Here is an 18,374-nt window from a genome sequence, read left to right as displayed (position 1 = left end):
CCCGCCGACCTGTGCGGATCCGCTGCGGTCAGCCCATCAGGGGCAGCAGGTCCGCCAGGTCGGCGCGTTCGCCGCTCGCGCTCACCAGGGCCGCGTCCAGCTCCGTCGCCCACTCCACGCGCCCGGTCGCGAGCCGGATCCAGGTCAGGGGGTCCGTCTCGACCACGTTGGGCGGGGTGCCCCGGGTGTGCCGGGGGCCCTCCACGCACTGGACGACGGCGTACGGCGGGACCCGCACCTCGACCGCCCCACCGGGGGCCCGCACCGCGAGGACGTCGGCGAGGAGACGGGTGCAGGCGGCGAGGGCCCGCCGGTCGTACGGGATGCCCGCGCCGGTCGCCTCGTTCAGGTCGTCGGTGTGGACGACGAGTTCGACGGTCCGGGTGACGAGGAAGTCCCCGAGGGTCATGGCGCCGAAGCTCAGCGGCAGGAGCCGCTCGTCGGCCGCGCCCGCCACCGCCTCCTCGTAGTCGTCCTCCACCCGCGCGTAGAGCCCGTGCAGGTCGGAGGCGTCGATCCCGCGCGTGTGCGCGTCGATTCGCTCGGCGTCCCGTGCGGTCCTGGACGGCCAGTCGAGCAGGGCCAGTTCCCGTGCGGCCGGCGCGGGCTCGGCGAGCAGCAGGGGCACGGAGTCGACCATCCACGCGAGGTGCGCCGCCAGGTCCCGTACGGTCCACTCCCCCAGCCGGGTCGGCGCGTCGAGCTGCACGGGCGTGAACGCCTCGACGGCTTCCCGTACGTGCCGGAACTGGGCGTGAACGGCGGCCCGGGTCTTGGCGGGATCGTAGCTACGGGTGCGCTTCTTGGCCGGTGGCATGGGGCGAGGGTAGTCGGCGGCGGGGACGGACACGGGTGGGCGCGGGTGGTGGCGGGCAGGGTCTGTGGCGGGCACGGTCTGTGGCGGGCACGGCGCGTGGTGGACATGGGTGGTCGTGGTCGGTGGCGGGCGTGATCTGTGGCGGGCGTGATCTGTGACGGGTGCGGTCGGTGCCGGGCGCGGGCGGTGGTGGTGCCGGGCGCGGTCCGTGGCGGAGGTCAGGCCGGGTGGGTGGCGTTCCCCGTCACCTCGAACGTCTCCTTGTTCTTCGGCACGCCGACGCCGCGCCAGGTGAAGGGCACGCCCCTGGCTATGTCCAGGTCGGGGCCGTTCATCAGATGGAAGTGCAGGTGCGGTTCGGTGGAGTTGCCGGAGTTCCCGCACCGGGCGACCTGCTGCCCGGCCGTCACCCGGTCCCCCGCCCGGACGGTGAGCGAACCCCGGCGGAGGTGGGCGTACACCGCGTAGGTGCCGTCCCCGAGGTCGAGGACCAGGTGGTTCCCGACGATCCACCGGGCCCCCGCGAGGACGCGGACGGTGGCCTCGAAGACCAGCAGATAGAGCACGGCGAGCAGCGAGTTGCGGCTGAGGTGGTCGCGCAGGCCGTCCTCGGCGTGCACCACGGCCGCGTCGGCGACCGCGAACAGCGGGGCGCCGAAGGCCGGGAACTCCTCGCTCCGGCGGACCACCGGCCACAGCCACGCGAAGGAGGGCCGGGGCCGCTCCTCGTCCTCCGCCACGATGTCGATGGCGTACGTCTGGCCGTACTGGTGGGTGCCGTGGCTGGGCGTCCGGTCGGCCGGGCTGTTGAGCGCCGACCAGCGGCCGGTGACCGGCGGGTCCACCTCGACCGGGGGCCGCACCTCCGCCCGGACCTCCTTGCCGGTGTGCAGGGCGAGCATGACCCCGACCGCCAGGGCTGCGATCAGCGGCAGCCAGCTCAGGGCGTACGAGTAGGGCAGTCCGACGGTGAACGAGACGATCAACTGGACGAAGAACAGCAGCCAGAGCATGCGGTGGAGCATCACCGCGGACTTGCGCGTGAACATGAGCGTTCCCCCTGAACGATCGTGGTCGACGGCTGTGATCGAGAGCCGTGGTCGAGGACTGTGGTCGAAGGACTAGGGGTGGGCCGCCGTGAGGGCCACCAGGAGCGGGACGACCCGGGCCGCCGGAACCTCGTAGCGACCGCGCCCGGCCATGTGGAGCCAGCCCGCGCCGGTCAGTTGGCGCAGGTGGTGGTAGACCTGGCCGGTCGTGCCCGTCTCCGGGAGCTCGGCCAGCTCGGCGGCGGTGCGGCGGCCGCCGAGTATCTCCCGCAGCAGCCGGAGCCGTACGGGATGCCCCAGCGCGGCGAAGGAGTCCGCGGTCTCGGCCCAGTCCTCGTCGAGCAGCCGCTCGGTGAGCGCGCCGAACTGCCACTCGTACCGCTCCTCGGTGGGCAGCCGCACCGACCCCGTGAACAGCACCCCGCCGTCGGCGGCCCGCGGGCCCGCCCCGGCCAGCTCGGCCTTGAACCCCTCCAGGGCCCAGAGGCCCCCTCCGGCGGGCTCGGGACGCTCGGCGACGGGGGGCTCCACGCCCTCCAGTGCCGCGATGCGCCGCTCCAGCTCGGTGAACCGCTCCTCCATCTCCATGCGTACAGATTACGTAATTACGTAACTCCGCGCAAGAGGGAATCCGAGACGGCAACGATGAAGCCCCCGTCCGGACCCGAAGGTCCGGACGGGGGCTCCCCCTGTGCTTCGCGTCAGGCCAGCAGGCCCGGGATCGTCGCCTCGTGGGCCGTGCGCAGCTCCTCCAGGGAGAGGGCGAACTGGCCCTGCACGTCGACCGCGTCCCCGTCGACGACACCGATCCGGGTCGTCGGCAGGCCCCGCGCACCGCACATGTCGGTGAAGCGGAGCTCCTCGCTGCGCGGGACGGCGACGACCGCGCGGCCCGCCGACTCGCTGAAGAGGAAGGTGAAGGCGTCCAGGCCCTCGGGGACGACCAGGCGCGCACCCTTGCCGCCGCGCAGGCAGGACTCGACGACCGCCTGCACGAGACCGCCGTCGGAGAGGTCGTGCGCCGCGTCGATCATGCCGTCGCGGGAGGCCGAGATCAGGATCTCGCCGAGCAGCTTCTCCCGGTCGAGGTCCACGGCCGGCGGCAGACCGCCGAGGTGCCGGTGGATCACCTCGGACCAGGCCGAACCGCCGAACTCCTCCTTGGTGTCGCCGAGCAGGTAGAGGAGCTGGCCCTCTTCCGCGAAGGCGATCGGGGTGCGGCGGTTGACGTCGTCGATCACGCCGAGGACGGCCACGACGGGCGTCGGGTGGATCGCCACGTCACCGGTCTGGTTGTAGAGCGAGACGTTGCCGCCGGTCACCGGGGTGCCGAGCTGGAGGCAGCCGTCCGCGAGACCACGGGTGGCCTCGGCGAACTGCCACATCACGTCCGGGTCCTCGGGCGAGCCGAAGTTCAGGCAGTTGGAGATCGCCAGCGGCTTGGCGCCGGAGGCGGCGACGTTGCGGTACGACTCCGCGAGCGCGAGCTGCGCGCCCGCGTACGGGTCGAGCTTCGCGTACCGGCCGTTGCCGTCGGTCGCCATGGCCACGCCGAGGTTGGTCTCCTCGTCGATGCGGACCATGCCCGCGTCCTCGGGCTGCGCCAGGACGGTGTTGCCCTGCACGAACCGGTCGTACTGATCCGTGATCCAGGACTTCGAGGCCTGGTTCGGGGAGGAGACGAGCTTGAGGACCTGGTCCTTCAGCTCCTCGCCGTTCGCGGGCCGGGGCAGCTTGCCGGCGTCGTCGGCCTGGAGCGCGTCCTGCCACTCCGGACGGGCGTACGGGCGCTGGTAGACCGGGCCCTCGTGGGCGACCGTGCGCGGCGGCACGTCCACGATCTGCTCGCCGTGCCAGAAGATCTCCAGGCTCTCGCCCTCGGTCACCTCACCGATGACGGTGGCGATGACGTCCCACTTCTCGCAGATCTCCAGGAAGCGGTCGACCTTGCCGGGCTCGACGATCGCGCACATGCGCTCCTGCGACTCGCTCATGAGGATCTCCTCGGGCGAGAGCGTCGCGTCGCGCAGGTGCACGCGCTCGAGGTCGACCCGCATGCCGCCGGAGCCGGCGGAGGCCAGCTCGGAGGTGGCGCAGGAGAGCCCGGCGCCGCCGAGGTCCTGGATGCCCGCGACCAGCTTCTCCGCGAAGATCTCCAGGGTGCACTCGATGAGGAGCTTCTCCTGGAACGGGTCGCCGACCTGGACGGCGGGGCGCTTGGTCGGCTTCGTGTCGTCGAAGGTCTCGGACGCGAGGACCGAGACGCCGCCGATGCCGTCGCCGCCCGTGCGGGCGCCGTACAGGATCACCTTGTTGCCGGTGCCGGAGGCCTTGGCGAGGTGGATGTCCTCGTGCTTCATCACGCCGATGCAGCCGGCGTTGACCAGCGGGTTGCCCTGGTAGCAGGAGTCGAAGACGACCTCGCCGCCGATGTTGGGCAGACCGAGGCAGTTGCCGTAGCCGCCGATGCCGGCGACGACGCCGGGCAGCACGCGCTTGGTGTCGGGGTGGTCGGCCGCGCCGAAGCGCAGCGGGTCGACGACCGCGACCGGACGGGCGCCCATGGCGAGGATGTCGCGGACGATGCCGCCGACGCCGGTGGCCGCGCCCTGGTAGGGCTCGATGTACGAGGGGTGGTTGTGCGACTCGACCTTGAAGGTGACCGCGTACCCCTGGCCGACGTCGACGACGCCCGCGTTCTCACCGATGCCGACGAGCATGGCGTCGTTGGCGGGGATCTTCTCGCCGAACTGCTTCAGGTGGACCTTGCTGCTCTTGTACGAGCAGTGCTCCGACCACATGACGGAGTACATGGCGAGCTCGGCGCCGGTGGGACGGCGGCCGAGGATCTCGCGGATGCGCGCGTACTCGTCCTCCTTGAGGCCGAGCTCCTTCCAGGGCTGCTCGCTGTCCGGGGTCTCGCTCGCGTGCTTGACGGTGTCGAGGCTCATCAGGCGTTGACCAGCTTCTTGAGGATCGAGGTGAAGAAACCGAGGCCGTCGGTCTTGCCGGTGCCGACCAGCGGCTCGACGGCGTGCTCGGGGTGCGGCATGAGGCCGACCACGTTGCCGGCGGCGTTGGTGACGCCCGCGATGTCGCGCAGCGAACCGTTGGGGTTCACGTCCAGGTAGCGGAAGGCCACCCGCCCCTCGGCCTCCAGCTCGTCGAGCACGCGCTCGTCGGCGACGTACCGGCCGTCCATGTTCTTGAGCGGGACCTCGATCTCCTGGCCCCCGGTGTAGTCCGAGGTCCAGGCGGTCTCCGCGTTCTCCACCCGCAGCTTCTGGTCGCGGCAGATGAAGTGGAGGTGGTTGTTGCGCAGCATCGCGCCCGGCAGCAGATGGGCCTCGGTGAGGATCTGGAAGCCGTTGCAGATGCCGAGGACGGGCATGCCCGCCTTCGCCTGCTCGATGATCGTCTCCATCACCGGCGAGAAGCGGGAGATGGCTCCGGCCCGCAGGTAGTCGCCGTAGGAGAAGCCGCCGGCCAGGACCACGGCGTCGACCTGCTTGAGGTCCTTGTCGCGGTGCCAGAGCGGGACGGGCTCGGCGCCCGCCAGGCGGGCGGCACGCAGCGCGTCCTGGTCGTCGAGCGTTCCGGGGAACGTGACGACGCCGATGCGTGCGGTCACGACGAGGCCCCGGCGGTCTCGGTGGACTCCACCTTCACGACGAAGTCCTCGATGACGGTGTTGGCGAGGAAGGTTTCGGCCATCTCATGGATGCGGGCGAGGGCGGCGTCGTCGACCGGTCCCTCCACCTCCAGCTCGAAGCGCTTCCCCTGACGGACGTCGGCGATTCCGGCGAATCCCAGGCGGGGCAGTGCACGCTGCACCGCCTGCCCCTGGGGGTCGAGGATCTCCGGCTTGAGCATGACGTCGACTACGACGCGTGCCACTGGCACTCCCGGTGGTGTGTTGCGTGGGCGGTTCCTTCAGCGTACCTGCCTCCAAATTCTACGCGGGTAGAGATCTGAAGGATCCTACAAAAGAGGGGTTCAGGAGAGCCTCTTGGGCCACACTCCGGCCAACCCCCTCCACGGCAAAATTCACGTGAAATATTGCGCACCACATTGCGCCGGGACACGCTGAAACAAATGGCAGGGCTTCACAATGCGACACCTGCCGCTGTAGAAAGGTTTCCAGAAGAAAGCAGCATTGTCCCGGCACAGCCGAACGGTCGGAATCGTCGCACGTCAGGGGCGCCACAAGCGCCACCTACGGCCTCGGCGGCCAAAGGAAAGGACCGATATCCGTGGCTCAGCGTGTGGTGGTCACCCTCTCCGATGACATCGAGGGCGGAGAAGCAGCTGAAACGGTGGTGTTCGGCCTCGACGGGAAGATGTACGAGATCGACCTGAATGCTGCCAATGCAAAGAAACTCCGCAAGGCCCTCGCGCCCTACCTCGCGGCCGGCCGCAAGATCCCCGCGCGGATCGGCGCCGGTGCGGGTGCGGGCGACGGCCGGGGCCGGACGGCCGCGGCGTACACGCACACCGACCTCGCCCCCGACCCGGCGGCGGTCCGCGCCTGGGCCCAGTCCAACAAGATGGACGTGCCCGCCCGGGGCCGGATCCCGAAGCGGGTGTACGAGGCCTTCCGCGAGGCGAGCTGAGCCGAGGCGGGCGCCGGGCACCGGGCACCGGGCACCGGGCACCGGGCACCGGGCACCGGGCACCGGGCACCGGGCACCGGGCACCGGGCACCGGGCACCGGGGAGGGTTCCGCGCCTCTGCCCTCCCCTGGTGCCGCGCCTCGCCCGAGCACCGCACCCGCCCGGCCGCGTCCACCCGCTCGCTCGCCCGCTCGGCCGCACCTGCCCGGCCAGGGACGCCCGGCCAGGGACGCCCGGCCGGGTCCACCCGTCGTCGCAGGCCGAGCCGATTTGCATTGCCCCCCGGGTGATCGGCTAGAGTCTGGATCACGCCGAGGGGCGAGGCCGGAAGGCCCCACTCCAAGCAGCGTGCGGGTGTAGTTCAGTAGCAGAACAGCCCCCTTCCAGGGGGAAGGCGCAGTGTGCAATTCCTGTCACCCGCTCTGCATCGTAGGACCGGCCACTCTTGTGGATCAGGTACAGTGGTGCACGCACCGCCCGGTGAAAGCCGGTCGGGAGCAATGCGGACGTGGCTCAGTTGGTAGAGCATCACCTTGCCAAGGTGAGGGTCGCGAGTTCGAATCTCGTCGTCCGCTCAGAGTGCGAAGGCCCCGGTTCTCAGGAACCGGGGCCTTCGTCGTGTTTCCCTCCTACCGTGCCGCTCTCCCATGACATTTGTCAGCTGGGGTCATGACAGCGCGCACTGCCGGAGAGCAACGGCCGCCGGGAGTCTGGACACATGACACCTGCGATCGAGGCGACCGACCTGCGCCGTACGTACGCCGAGGGATCCGGCCGGGGGACCGGCGGCGGCTTCGAGGCCGTGCGCGGGATCTCCTTCGCCGTCCCCCGGGGCGAGATCTTCGCCCTCCTCGGCACCAACGGCGCCGGCAAGACCTCCACCGTCGAACTCCTGGAGGGCCTCGCCGTCCCCAGTGCCGGCACCGCCCGCGTCCTCGGCCACGACCCGTACCGCGAGCGGTCCGCCGTCCGCCCCCGGATCGGCATCATGCTCCAGGAGGGCGGCTTCCCCTCCGACCTCACCGTGGCCGAGACCATACGGATGTGGGCGGGGTGCACCAGCGGAGCCCGTCCCGTCGGGGAGGCGCTCGCCGCCACCGGTCTCGCCGGGCGCGAGCGCGTCCGGATCAAGCAGCTCTCCGGCGGCGAGCGGCGGCGGCTCGACCTGGCGCTCGCGCTGCTCGGCCGCCCCGAGGTGCTCTTCCTCGACGAACCCACCACCGGCCTGGACGCCGAGGGCCGCCGCGACACCTGGGACCTCGTCCGGCAGCTGCGGGACGGCGGCACCACCGTGCTCCTCACCACGCACTATCTGGAGGAGGTCGAAGCCCTCGCCGACCGCCTCGCGATCATGCACCGGGGCGAGATCGTGCTCTCCGGCACGCCGGCCGAGGTCACCGCCGCCCGCCCCGCCCGGATCCGCTTCACCCTCCCCGAAGGGGTTCTGGCCGCCCACCTCCCACTGCGCCTGCGGGCCGCCGAGACCGGCGGCCGCGTGGAGATCCGCACCCACGACCTCCAGGAGGACCTCTCCGTGCTCCTCACCTGGGCCGGGGACGACGGCATACGGCTCGACGGGCTCGACGCCCGCTCCGCCTCCCTCGAAGAGGCGTTCCTCGACATCGCCTCGCGCGAAGGGGCGTCCCGGGGCGACCTGCCGCAGAACGGCCTGATGCAGGACGGCTTGCCGCAGGACGCCCCTTCCCACGACACCGCAGCCCGCACCGACCGGCAGGAGGCCGACGCCCGATGAGCACCGCCACGACCACGCCCCCGGTCTCCGGGCCCGCCTCCACCGTCCGCCGTCGGCTCACCGCTCTCGGCCGGGCCGAGCTGACCCTCCTCCTGCGCAACCGGAACAACCTCTTCATCGCGCTGCTCATGCCGCTGATGATGGTCTTCCTGCTGCGCTCCTCGCTCACCCAGCTCGACGCCGAGACCCTGCCGATGGGCGCCGGGGCGGCCACCCTCATCGGCGGCACCGGCATGGTCCTGCTCCTCGTCGCCTACATGAGCCTCGTCTCCGCGCTCGTCGCCCGCCGCGAGGAGCTGGTCCTCAAGCGGCTGCGGACCGGCGAGGCGAGCGACGCGGAGATACTCACCGGCTGCGCCCTGCCCGCCACCGCCATCACGCTCGCGCAGTGCGCCGTGCTCACGGCCGGCGGGGTCGCCGTCCTCGACGTGTCCGCCCCCGCCCGCCCCGACCTGCTGCTGCTCGGCGTCGCCGCCGCGATCGTCCTGCTCGCCGGGCTCGCCGCGCTCACCACCGTGATCACCCGCTCCGTCGAGAGCGCCGGCCTCACGACCCTGCCGCTCTTCCTCGTCTCCTGCTTCGGCTCGGGCCTCTTCGTGCCGCGCGACGCCCTGCCCCCGCTCGCCGCGGATCTTTGCGGACTGCTGCCACTCAGCGGCGTGATGGAGTTCGTCCGGGCCGGCTGGCTCGGCACCGCGCAAGCGGAGAGCCTGCTGGGCGCCGGGCTCAATACAGTGGCCTGGGGCGTCGTGACGGGGTGGGCGGTCCACCGGTGGTTCCGCTGGGAACCACGACGCTAGATCTCGGAAGGGGGGCGGCCCGATGTCCAGGCTGACGGGATGGTGGTCCCGGCGCAGCAGCGCCGGAAAGGTCGAGTTGTACACGCGGTGGACCTTCCACCTCTTCGTGCCGATCGAGCTGTTCGTGCTCGGCGGCATCCCCTTCAACCACGACGGGCGGAGTCAACTGCCCACGGAGATCGCGGTCGGACTGCTCGGATGGATCGGCGTCCACGCCGTGCTCTGCGCGTTCCTCGCCTCCCGTGCCCTGGACCACGCGACCGGGAAGCGGGAGCGGCCGGTCCGGCTCGCCGTCACGGTGGCCGGCACCACGCTCGGCGCCGACCTCGTCCTGAACCTCCTGTGGGCGGCCCGGACACTGCCCGAGCCGGGAGTGAACGTGACCGTCCTCGCGGGGACCTCCGTCTTCACGCTCTGCGCGCTCGTCCTCTGTCTCGGCCCGGTGCGGCACATGGTGTACGCGGTGCTCGGCACCGCGTTCGCCACCGGCGCCCCGATGGCGGCGGCCGGCAACGGGCTGGACGTGGCGGCCGGTTCCGCGGTCGGCGTCCTCATCGGCGGCGTCTTCGTCTCCGCGACCAGCGGCTTCTCCTCCTGGCTGCTCCGGATCGTGAAGGAGCTGGAGAACTCCCGGGACCTCAAGGCACGGCTGGCCGTCGCCGAGGAGCGGCTCCGCTTCGGACGGGACCTGCACGACGTCATGGGGCGGAACCTGTCGGTGATCGCGCTCAAGAGCGAACTCGCGGTGCAGCTGTCCCGGCGCGGGCGTCCGGAGGCCGTGGACCAGATGGTCGAGGTGCAGCGGATAGCGCAGGAGTCGCAGCGGGAGGTGCGCGAGGTCGTGCGCGGCTACCGCGAGGCCGACCTGCGGGTCGAGCTGGAGGGCGCGCGCGGAGTGCTCGGGGCCGCCGGGATCGCCTGCGCCGTGGACGCCCCGGTGCTCGACCTGCCCCCCGAGGTGCAGTCGGCCCTGGGCTGGGTGGTCCGGGAGACCACGACGAACGTCCTGCGCCACGGGGACGCGCGCCGGTGCGCGATCGTGCTCCGGGCCGAGCCGGGGGCGGTGCTGCTCACCGTCGAGAACGACGGAGCGGAAGAGGGAAACGGCACGGGCGGAGGCTCCGAGGGGACGGGGGCGGCCGACGCCCCGGGCAGGGTGGGGCGCGGCGGGCGCGGGGCCGGGTCCGGACTCGCCGGGCTGCGGGAGCGGCTCGGCGCGGTGGACGGCACCCTGGACGCGGGCCCGTCGGCGCCGCAGTCCTTCCGCGTGACCGCCCGCGTCCCGCTGCCCCGCGCGGGAAGGGGCGGGGCAGCGCGAAAGCCCGCGGCCCCGGCCCACCCCGTACACGAGAAGCCAGGGAAGTTCGGGAAGCCCGGAGGTCACGGGAATTCCGAAGGGGACGAGAAGCACGAGATACACGAAACGCAAGAAGCACACGAGACGCACGAGACGCACGAGAAGGAGGAGACGGTCGCGTGACCGTACGCGTACTGCTCGCCGACGACGAGCACCTGATCCGGGGCGCGCTCGCCGCCCTGCTCGCCCTGGAGGACGACCTGGTGGTGGTCGCCGAGGCCGCGACCGGACCCGAGGCGCTGGCCATGGCCCGCGCCCACCGCCCCGACGTCGCCGTGCTCGATCTGCAGATGCCGGGCATGGACGGTGTGACGGTCGCCACTGCCCTGCGGGACGAACTCCCCGACTGCCGCGCCATGATCGTGACGAGTCACGGTCGCCCCGGACACCTGAAGCGGGCCCTCGCGGCGGGCGTCCGCGGCTTCGCCCCGAAGACCGTCAGCGCCCAGCGGCTCGCCGAGCTCATCCGTACCGTGCACGCCGGAAACCGTTATGTGGACCCGGAGTTGGCGGCCGACGCCATAGCGTCCGGGGACTCTCCGCTGACCGCGAGGGAGGCCGAGGTGCTCGAACTCGCCGCCGACGGAGCCCCCGTCGCGGAGATCGCGCGGCGCGCCTCGCTCTCCCCCGGGACCGTCCGGAACTACCTCTCCTCGGCCGCCGCGAAGGTCGGTGCGGAGAACCGTCACGCGGCGGTGCGCCTCGCGCGGGCGAAAGGTTGGGTATAGTGGGCTCTGCGTTACGGCGCATGCGGACGTGGCTCAGTTGGTAGAGCATCACCTTGCCAAGGTGAGGGTCGCGAGTTCGAATCTCGTCGTCCGCTCCACGAAGAAGCCCCCGGTCGATCCGACCGGGGGCTTTCTCGTTGCCGTGCTAGCTCCAGGTGTTGCCGGTGAGGAGCTCGTACGCCTCGATGTACTTGGCGCGGGTCGCGTCCACGACCTCCTGCGGGAGCGCCGGCGGGGGCTGCTCGCTCTTGCGGTCCCAGCCGGAGGCCGGGGAGGTCAGCCAGTCGCGCACGAACTGCTTGTCGTACGAGGGCTGGGCACGGCCCGGCTGCCACTGGTCGGCCGGCCAGAAGCGCGAGGAGTCCGGGGTGAGGACCTCGTCGGCGAGGACGAGCCGGTCGCCGTCCGGGGTGCTCTCGAAGCCGAACTCGAACTTGGTGTCGGCCAGGATGATCCCGCGCTCGCGGGCAATGTCCCGGGCCCGGGAGTACACGGCGAGGGTCGTCTGGCGCAGCAGCGCGGCCGTCTCGGCGCCGACCTGGCGGGCGACCTCCTCGTACGACACGTTCTCGTCGTGGTCGCCCACGGCAGCCTTGGTGGCCGGGGTGAAGATCGGGGCGGGCAGCTCGGAGCCGTCGCTCAGGCCCTCGGGGAGCGCGAGGCCGCAGACCGTGCGGGACTCGTCGTACTCGACGAGGCCGGAGCCGGTGAGGTAGCCGCGGGCGACGCACTCGACCGGGACCATGTTCAGCGACTTGCAGACCAGGGTGCGGCCCGCCCAGTCGGCGGGGGCGCCGGCCGGCAGCTCGGTGGAGAGGACGTGGTGCGGGACGAGGTCGGAGAGCCGGTCGAACCACCACAGGGAGAGCCGGGTGAGGACCCGGCCCTTGTCGGGGATCTCGGTGGGCAGGACCCAGTCGTACGCGGACAGGCGGTCGCTCGCCACCATCACGAGGTCACCGGCCTCGTTCCGGTACAGGTCGCGCACCTTGCCCGTGTGGAGATGGGTGAGGCCCGGGACCTGGACGGGCTCGGGCTTTTCTACGAATCCGGACACGGTTCCTCCGCGTAGGTTGATCCAGGAGCGCTTCGATTCTCTCGCACCTGCGTGGATCACCGGCGGGCGGCCTCTCCGTACGGCGCCGGCCGTCTTCCGCTTGCGGAGTCGGTCCCCTCGCGTGCGCGGTCAGTCCCTCTTGCAGATGCGGTCGAGGAGGTTCGCCGTGGCGCGCTGGATCCGGGAGTCCACGTGGCCCGGCCGGTCGAGGGCGGGCGACCAGGCGAAGGTGCCGGAGGCGAAGACCCAGGCGCCGGACGGGGCCCGGTAGAGCGAGGTCTCCTGGTGGCGCAGCACCCCGTCGCCGTCCCGGTAGGGCGAGTGGGCGAGCAGGATGCGGCTCTCGTGCTCGGGGAGCGCGGTGCGCGGGAAGTACCGGTCGGCCTCGCCCGCGACCAGGCCCGGGATCTCGTCGCCGTCCCCGGCGCCGGTGGCCTCCCAGAGCCAGTGCTCGGCGTTCCGCACGACCAGCGGGTGCGGTTCGGGCACCCGGCCCGCGTACTGGATGCCGAGGAGCTGCTGCTCGGGCCGGTCGACCTCGCGCCAGAGCGCGGGCCGGCCGGGGCCCCGGCGCTTGCGGCAGGTGAGGAGGCGGTCGGGCACGCCGGAGGGCGAGGGGCCCAGCTCCACCTGCCAGTACATGGTGTTGGCGGAGAGGAAGACGAGCGAGGTGCCCAGGTCGCGGGCGCGCTCGGCGGCCCGGCGCATCGGCGCCGACCAGTACTCGTCGTGGCCGGGGAAGACCAGGCCCCGGTAGCGGCCCGGGTCGACGCGGCCCGCGTGCAGGTCCCTGGTCTCGGCGTACGCCAGGTCGTAGCCGTAGCGCTCGGCCCAGCGGATGAAGTCGTAGGCGTGCCCGACGTGCAGCGGCAGTCCCGCGCCCGCGTAGGGGCGGTCGAAGGAGACGGTGACGGCCGCGTCCTCCTCGCCGAGCAGCCGGCCGTCCTCGTCCCAGGCGTGGTAGAGGCTGGCGCCGGTGCGCCCGTCCTCCGGATAGAGGTTGTACGCCTGCCAGGTCACGTCCGGGAGGACGAGGAGCAGGTCCGCCGGGTGGTCGTCGCGGACCGTGAAGGGGATGTGGGAGCGGTGGCCGTCGGCGGTGGTGAGGACGGCGACGTACGCGCCGATCGCCCAGTAGCCGGGGACCTGGAGCCGCCAGGACTGCCACCAGTGGTGGCAGGAGACCGTGCGGTCGGCGGTGAGCGGGGCGGGCTGGACGATCCCGGAGAGGCGCGGGCTGGTGGTGATCTTCGCGGCGCCGTGACCGCCGTAGTGGCCGATCCGGTAGATGTCGACCGAGAACTGCTGCGGCGGGTCCACGGTGACGTGGAAGTCGATCGACTCGCCCGGCGCGACGGCGCCGCCGGACGCGAAGCCCTTGATCTGGCGCCGGACGTCGTCGGCCGTGCGGGGGCCGCCGCTGCCGCCCCGGGCCAGGACCTCGTCCGCGTACCAGGGCACCATCTGGCCGGTGTCGTCGAAGTAGTTGTCCGAGCCGCGCAGCCAGGGCAGCGGGCCCTGGCCGAAGGGATCGGAGACGGCGTGCGCGAGCGCACCCGACTCCCACCGCCTGATCTGGTCCGCCCCCATGCTGCGCCCCTCCCTCGACTCCCCCGGTCGGCCGGTCAGTGCCTGTGAATTCGTGCTTCTGTCAGTGATGGCCTCCAGCACATCACATAACGCACGCACTCCGTCACCGTTCGTCGTGAATTGACGAGAGTGGAAGCCGGAGTTCCGCATGTGCCGCCGGTCTATGCCCGGGGATCATGGCGGATCCGTGCCCGGATCCTCGCCGCAGGCGCCCCGGTCGGTGCGTCAGACGAGGCGTACGGGCTTCTCGGGGCGTACGCCGGTGCGCGCGAGCCAGTCCCACAGGGGCTCGGGGTCGCCGTCCTCGACGAGGGAGAGGACCCGGGGGCCGAGGTCCGTCGCCCGCTCGCCGTCGAGGAGCAGGGCGGGGCCGTCGAGCCAGTCGAGCCCGGGGGCCGCCTCGGCGGTGTCCACGGCCGCGCAGCAGACCATCGCGGTGACGTGGTCGGCGAGCAGGTCGCGGCCGCTGCGGGGCGGCTGGAGCGGGAAGAGCGGCAGGGGGCCGTCGGGGCCGCTGACGCCCTCGTACGCGGTGGCCGGATCCGCCGTCTGGTCGGCCGCCGTCCGGCCGCCCCGGGCGCTCTCGGCGGCGACCCGGGCCTCCCGCGCGGCCTCCTCACGGGCGAGCAGGGCGCTGAGGGCACCGGCGAGCACGTCGGCGGCGGGGTTGACCGGGGGCTCGTCGTCGAGATCGTCGAGCCCGTACGGGTCGGAGAGGTCGCCGGGGGCTCCTGAGTCGGCGGGGCCGCTCGGGTCGTCGTGACCGTCCGGGTCGGAGGGGCCGGCCGTGTCAGGGAGGCCGTCCGGGTCGGAGGGGCCGGCCGTGTCAGGGAGGTCGTCCGGGTCGGGCAGGTCTCCGGAGCCTCCCGCGTCGGAGGGGCCGTCGAGCGGCCGGGCAGCCGTGCCCGGAGCCGGGGGGCCGTCCGGGTCCTCAAGGGGCCTCGGCCCGGAAGGGTCTTCCCGTACCCCCGAAGGGTCTTCCCGTACGGCTCCGGGGGCCGGCGCCGTCGTCAGGCGGTCGATCACGCGGGCCAGGGTCGGGCCGTCGGCCGGGGGCGGGGCGCCGGGAGCGGCGGCGGCCGCGTCGATGCCGTCGAGGACCTGGTGGAGACGGGCCGCGTCCGTACGCCACTTCCGGTCCACGACCTCTTCCGGGTACTGGCTCCACTCCACCGGCGACCAGTCGGGGCCGGGCGCGGCCGGGCCGCCGTGGAAGAGGCGGGCGGCGAGCAGCGAGGCGGCCTCGTCGACCGCACCCGGCTCCTCCAGGAGGTCGCAGGCCGGCCGCTCGCCGAGCCGGGAGGAGAAGCCGTCCGCGAGCCGGTCGCGGCGGGACAGCTCGGTCAGGGCGGAGACCACGCCCGCGTCGAGCTTGGCGGGCCAGCGGCCCATGCGCCAGGCGGGCAGCGCGACCCGGGTCAGGAGGCGGTCCCAGCCCGCGTAGGCCAGGCCGACCTGCTCCTGCGCCACGATCCGTACGCCGTAGTCGACCTCCTGGGCGCGCTCCGAGCCCGCGGCGGCGACCCCGCGCTCCATCTCGGCGGCGTGCCCGCGACAGGCGCGCAGCAGGACGCGGGCGACCTGCCCGACGCCGTGGGCGCCGAGGCGGCGGACCGGGTCGAGGCCGGGGTCCCGGGGCACGGCGATCGCGGCGTCCAGGCCGCGGACGAAGCGGCGGGCGGCGGCTATGTCGGGGTGGGCGGCCGGTCCCGTGCCGGCGACGACGGGGGCGAGGACCGCCCGCAGTTCGCCGACGCGCATCCACCAGAGGAAGGGCGAGCCTATGACCAGGACGGGAGCGGCACCGGTCCCGCCACCCGCACGACGCGTCCGCTGGGCCCGGTGGGTGCGGTGGGCCCGGTGGGTGCGGTCCTCCAGCCAGCTGTCGCAGTCCGGCGTCAGGGCTATCGCGGCCGGCGCCGGGACGCCGAGCCGGTCGGCCAGGTCCCGCACGAGCCGGTACAGGTCGGGGGCGGCGGTCTCGGCCAGCTCCACCGTCGGCGTGGCGGCCGGGCGGGCCCGGGCGACGACGAGGGCGACGACGACGGCGACCAGGAGGACGACGACCGCGAGGACGGTCACGGCCCAGCGGGCCGTGCCCCATCCCGTACCCGAGAAGTGGCCGGTGACCTCGCCCGCGTACAGCACGACGGCGACCGCGGCAGGGAGCACCGCGAGGCCCAGTGCCCTGCCGCGGACGCGGAGGACGGCGAGGGCCCGGGAGCGCGCGGCGCGCGCACCCCACTCCTCGCCGACGGCGGAACCGGTGCCGGACGCGCCGCTCATCATCCCCTCCTGCCCTGGTCGGGACTGCCTGTGGCGGTGTTGGTCACTCCCCCACTGTGGCACCCGCCACTGACATCGCAATGCCGGTGGGCCAAGTGCCGGAACGCCTGCGCCGCACCCTAGTTGGGGTGGTGGCGGGCGTCATCCGGATGGCTCATCCGTCACTCGATGGAATGGCTTTGGGCAAAGGTGATGGCGCTCGCGCGGCCGTGCGGTCCACCGCACGGCCGCGCGAATCGGTCACAGGGAATATCAGGCCCCGGCGGCCTTCCGCGCGATGTCCGTGCGGTGCTGGGAACCGTCAAGCCGGATGCGGCCGACCGCCGCGTAGGCGCGCTCGCGGGCCCGCGCCAGGTCCGTTCCGGTGGCGGTGACCGAGAGGACGCGGCCGCCCGCGCTCACCACGGCGTCGCCGTCCCGCTTCGTACCGGCGTGCAGCACGTACGCGTGCGGGGCGTCCAGCTCCGCGATCTCCTCCAGGCCCGTGATCCGGTCGCCGGTGCGCGGGGTGTCCGGGTAGTTGTGGGAGGCGACGACCACGGTGACGGCGGCGTCGTCCCGCCAGCGGAGCGGGGCCTGGTCGGCGAGGGTGCCGTTGGCGGCGTTCAGCAGGACGCCGGCGAGCGGGGTCGCGAGCCGGGCCAGGACGACCTGGGTCTCGGGGTCGCCGAAGCGGGCGTTGAACTCGATGACCCGGACGCCGCGGCTCGTGATCGCCAGACCGGCGTACAGCAGGCCGGAGAAGGGGGTGCCGCGGCGGCGCAGCTCGTCGACGGTCGGCTGGAGGACGGTCTCCAGGACCTCGTCCACCAGCTTCGGGTCGGCCCAGGGCAGCGGGGAGTAGGCGCCCATGCCGCCGGTGTTCGGGCCCTCGTCGCCGTCGAGCGCGCGCTTGAAGTCCTGCGCGGGCTGGAGCGGCAGGACCGTGGTGCCGTCGGTGATCGCGAAGAGGGAGACCTCGGGGCCGTCCAGGTACTCCTCGATGACCACGCGGTCGCACGCGAGCGCGTGCGCCCTGGCCTTCTCGACGTCGTCGGTGACGACGACGCCCTTGCCGGCGGCCAGACCGTCGTCCTTCACCACGTACGGGGCGCCGAAGGCGTCGAGCGCCTCGTCGATCTCCTCGGGGGCGGTGCAGACGTAGCTGCGGGCGGTGGGCACGCCGGCGCCGGCCATGACGTCCTTGGCGAAGGCCTTGGAGCCCTCCAGCTCCGCCGCCTCCCGCGAGGGGCCGAAGACGGGGATGCCGGCCGCGCGGACGGCGTCGGCGACGCCGGCGACGAGCGGGGCCTCCGGGCCGACGACGACCAGGCCGGCGTCCAGCTCGGTGGCGAGGCGCGCGACGGCGTCGCCGTCCAGCTGGTCGACGGCGTGCAGCTCCGCGACCTCCGCGATTCCGGCGTTGCCGGGCGCGCAGTGCAGAGCGGTGACGTCGGGATCGAGGGAGAGAGAGCGGCACAGGGCGTGTTCGCGGGCGCCGCCGCCGATGACGAGGACCTTCACGCCAGCCAGGGTAGCCCGCGGGACGGGATGCCCCTCGTACGGGCCACCGAGCGAGACGGCCCTACTCGTTCGTGTATTCCTCCACAACCGTGGCGCCGAGCTCGCGCACGATCAGGTCGTGGCCGGAGAGGGCCGAGTCGACGAGGTCGGGGTCGTCCTCCTCGGGAACGTCGTCCTCCGGCGCCACGGGCCGCGGCGCGGGCGGGGTGTACGCGGGCGCGGACGGCGCCTTCGCGGGCGCGGGCTGCGCCGGGGCGGGAACGGGCGCCGCCTGTACGGACGGGGGCGGCGGGGCCTGCTGGAAGGAGGGCGCCGGGGCGGGGGCCGGGGCCACCGGACGCCCGCCGAAGTTGGCGGCGGCGGGCGGCGGCGCGGCACCGCCCGAGGGATCGATGATCGCCTCGATCTTCCAGTTGACGTTGAACTGCTCGGCGAGGGCCTGCTTCAGGACCTCCTCGCTGCCGCTGCTCGCGAAGTTGTCCCGGGCGCCGGCGTTGAGGAAGCCGAGCTGGAGGGTGGTGCCGTCGAACCCGGCGACCTGCGCGTTCTGGCTGAGCAGGATCCAGGTGAACCGGCGGCGGTTCTTGACGGCGTCCAGGATCTGCGGCCACAGGTTCCGCACCTGGGCGGTGTCGCCGCCGGAGGGGGCGGACGCGGGCGCGGGTGCGGGCGTGGGGGCCTGCGGAGCTTGTACGGGAGCGGGGGCGGGCGTAGACGCACCGGGCCAGGCGCCGGAACCACCGCCGCCGGGCACGGCCGCCCCGGGCCAGGCGCCGGGCCGGGAGCCGGCGGGCGCGGGGGACTGCGGCTGGGTCTGAGGC

15 protein-coding genes, 3 tRNA genes and 1 pseudogene are annotated in these 18,374 nt (G+C 73.1%); 8 read left to right on the top strand and 11 right to left on the bottom strand.

Annotated elements, in window-relative coordinates:
- Positions 1-28: 28 nt before the first annotated feature.
- The 6 genes from ADL08_RS29360 to purS all read right to left on the bottom strand — a co-directional run bounded on the left by ADL08_RS29360 (position 29) and on the right by purS (position 5,763).
- Positions 29-817 carry a maleylpyruvate isomerase family mycothiol-dependent enzyme gene (locus ADL08_RS29360; RefSeq protein ID WP_053648309.1) on the bottom strand — a complete coding sequence of 263 codons (789 nt, stop codon included), beginning with the start codon at positions 815-817 and terminating at the stop codon, positions 29-31.
- A gap of 218 nt (positions 818-1,035) precedes the next feature.
- Complete coding sequence (locus ADL08_RS29355) at positions 1,036-1,866, bottom strand: M23 family metallopeptidase (protein WP_053648307.1); 831 nt, start codon at positions 1,864-1,866, stop codon at positions 1,036-1,038.
- A gap of 72 nt (positions 1,867-1,938) precedes the next feature.
- Positions 1,939-2,454, bottom strand: coding sequence for an ArsR/SmtB family transcription factor (locus ADL08_RS29350; RefSeq protein ID WP_053648305.1), 516 nt, complete (start codon positions 2,452-2,454; stop codon positions 1,939-1,941).
- 113 nt (positions 2,455-2,567) lie between these two features.
- Positions 2,568-4,817, bottom strand: coding sequence for a phosphoribosylformylglycinamidine synthase subunit PurL (gene purL, locus ADL08_RS29345; RefSeq protein WP_053648303.1), 2,250 nt, complete (start codon positions 4,815-4,817; stop codon positions 2,568-2,570).
- Entirely contained in the window at positions 4,817-5,497 is a 681-nt protein-coding gene (gene purQ, locus ADL08_RS29340; RefSeq protein ID WP_053648301.1) for a phosphoribosylformylglycinamidine synthase subunit PurQ, read from the bottom strand. The genes purL and purQ overlap by 1 nt, the downstream gene beginning before the upstream one ends.
- The gene (gene purS / locus ADL08_RS29335) at positions 5,494-5,763 is read right to left on the bottom strand and encodes a phosphoribosylformylglycinamidine synthase subunit PurS (RefSeq protein WP_053648299.1); all 270 of its coding nucleotides are present in this window, start codon (positions 5,761-5,763) and stop codon (positions 5,494-5,496) included. Before purS ends, purQ begins: the two co-directional genes overlap by 4 nt.
- Positions 5,764-6,119: 356 nt before the next feature.
- On the opposite strand from purS, the gene ADL08_RS29330 reads away from it, so the two are divergent.
- The 8 genes from ADL08_RS29330 to ADL08_RS29295 all read left to right on the top strand — a co-directional run bounded on the left by ADL08_RS29330 (position 6,120) and on the right by ADL08_RS29295 (position 11,215).
- Positions 6,120-6,479, top strand: a complete 360-nt coding sequence (locus ADL08_RS29330) for a histone-like nucleoid-structuring protein Lsr2 (protein ID WP_199837111.1) — start codon at positions 6,120-6,122, stop codon at positions 6,477-6,479.
- A 350-nt stretch (positions 6,480-6,829) separates the two neighbouring features.
- Positions 6,830-6,901: transfer RNA gene (locus tag ADL08_RS29325), tRNA-Gly, on the top strand.
- An 80-nt stretch (positions 6,902-6,981) separates the two neighbouring features.
- Positions 6,982-7,054 (top strand) — tRNA-Gly (locus tag ADL08_RS29320).
- A 143-nt stretch (positions 7,055-7,197) separates the two neighbouring features.
- Entirely contained in the window at positions 7,198-8,232 is a 1,035-nt protein-coding gene (locus tag ADL08_RS29315) for an ABC transporter ATP-binding protein (protein WP_078968526.1), read from the top strand.
- Positions 8,229-9,032, top strand: coding sequence for an ABC transporter permease (locus ADL08_RS29310; protein ID WP_053648298.1), 804 nt, complete (start codon positions 8,229-8,231; stop codon positions 9,030-9,032). The genes ADL08_RS29315 and ADL08_RS29310 overlap by 4 nt, the downstream gene beginning before the upstream one ends.
- Positions 9,033-9,054: 22 nt before the next feature.
- Complete coding sequence (locus tag ADL08_RS29305) at positions 9,055-10,512, top strand: sensor histidine kinase (RefSeq protein WP_078968525.1); 1,458 nt, start codon at positions 9,055-9,057, stop codon at positions 10,510-10,512.
- Positions 10,509-11,117 (top strand): response regulator transcription factor, encoded by a 609-nt coding sequence (locus ADL08_RS29300; protein ID WP_053648296.1) that lies wholly within the window; start codon positions 10,509-10,511, stop codon positions 11,115-11,117. Before ADL08_RS29305 ends, ADL08_RS29300 begins: the two co-directional genes overlap by 4 nt.
- Positions 11,118-11,139: 22 nt before the next feature.
- A tRNA-Gly gene (locus tag ADL08_RS29295) sits at positions 11,140-11,215 on the top strand.
- Positions 11,216-11,262: 47 nt separating this feature from the next.
- Here the strand turns inward: ADL08_RS29295 and ADL08_RS29290 are convergent.
- The 5 genes and pseudogenes from ADL08_RS29290 to ADL08_RS29270 form a co-directional block, all read right to left on the bottom strand.
- Positions 11,263-12,174: a phosphoribosylaminoimidazolesuccinocarboxamide synthase gene (locus ADL08_RS29290; RefSeq protein WP_053648294.1), complete on the bottom strand. Its 912-nt coding sequence runs from the start codon at positions 12,172-12,174 to the stop codon at positions 11,263-11,265.
- A 129-nt stretch (positions 12,175-12,303) separates the two neighbouring features.
- A complete protein-coding gene (locus tag ADL08_RS29285) occupies positions 12,304-13,764 on the bottom strand; it encodes a N,N-dimethylformamidase beta subunit family domain-containing protein (protein WP_053648292.1) in 1,461 nt (486 codons plus the stop codon).
- Positions 13,765-13,989: 225 nt separating this feature from the next.
- A complete protein-coding gene (locus tag ADL08_RS29280; protein WP_053648371.1) occupies positions 13,990-16,050 on the bottom strand; it encodes a hypothetical protein in 2,061 nt (686 codons plus the stop codon).
- A gap of 252 nt (positions 16,051-16,302) precedes the next feature.
- Complete coding sequence (purD, locus tag ADL08_RS29275; RefSeq protein WP_053648289.1) at positions 16,303-17,553, bottom strand: phosphoribosylamine--glycine ligase; 1,251 nt, start codon at positions 17,551-17,553, stop codon at positions 16,303-16,305.
- Between the two features lie 61 nt (positions 17,554-17,614).
- Positions 17,615-18,374 (bottom strand): annotated as a pseudogene (locus ADL08_RS29270) (DNA polymerase III subunit gamma and tau); the annotation flags it as partial.

The sequence above is a fragment of the Streptomyces sp. NRRL F-6492 genome (assembly GCF_001280125.1).
Lineage (GTDB): Bacteria > Actinomycetota > Actinomycetes > Streptomycetales > Streptomycetaceae > Streptomyces.
The sequence above is the reverse complement of the archived record's forward strand: the minus strand, read 5'-3'. Positions and strand labels throughout refer to the sequence as shown.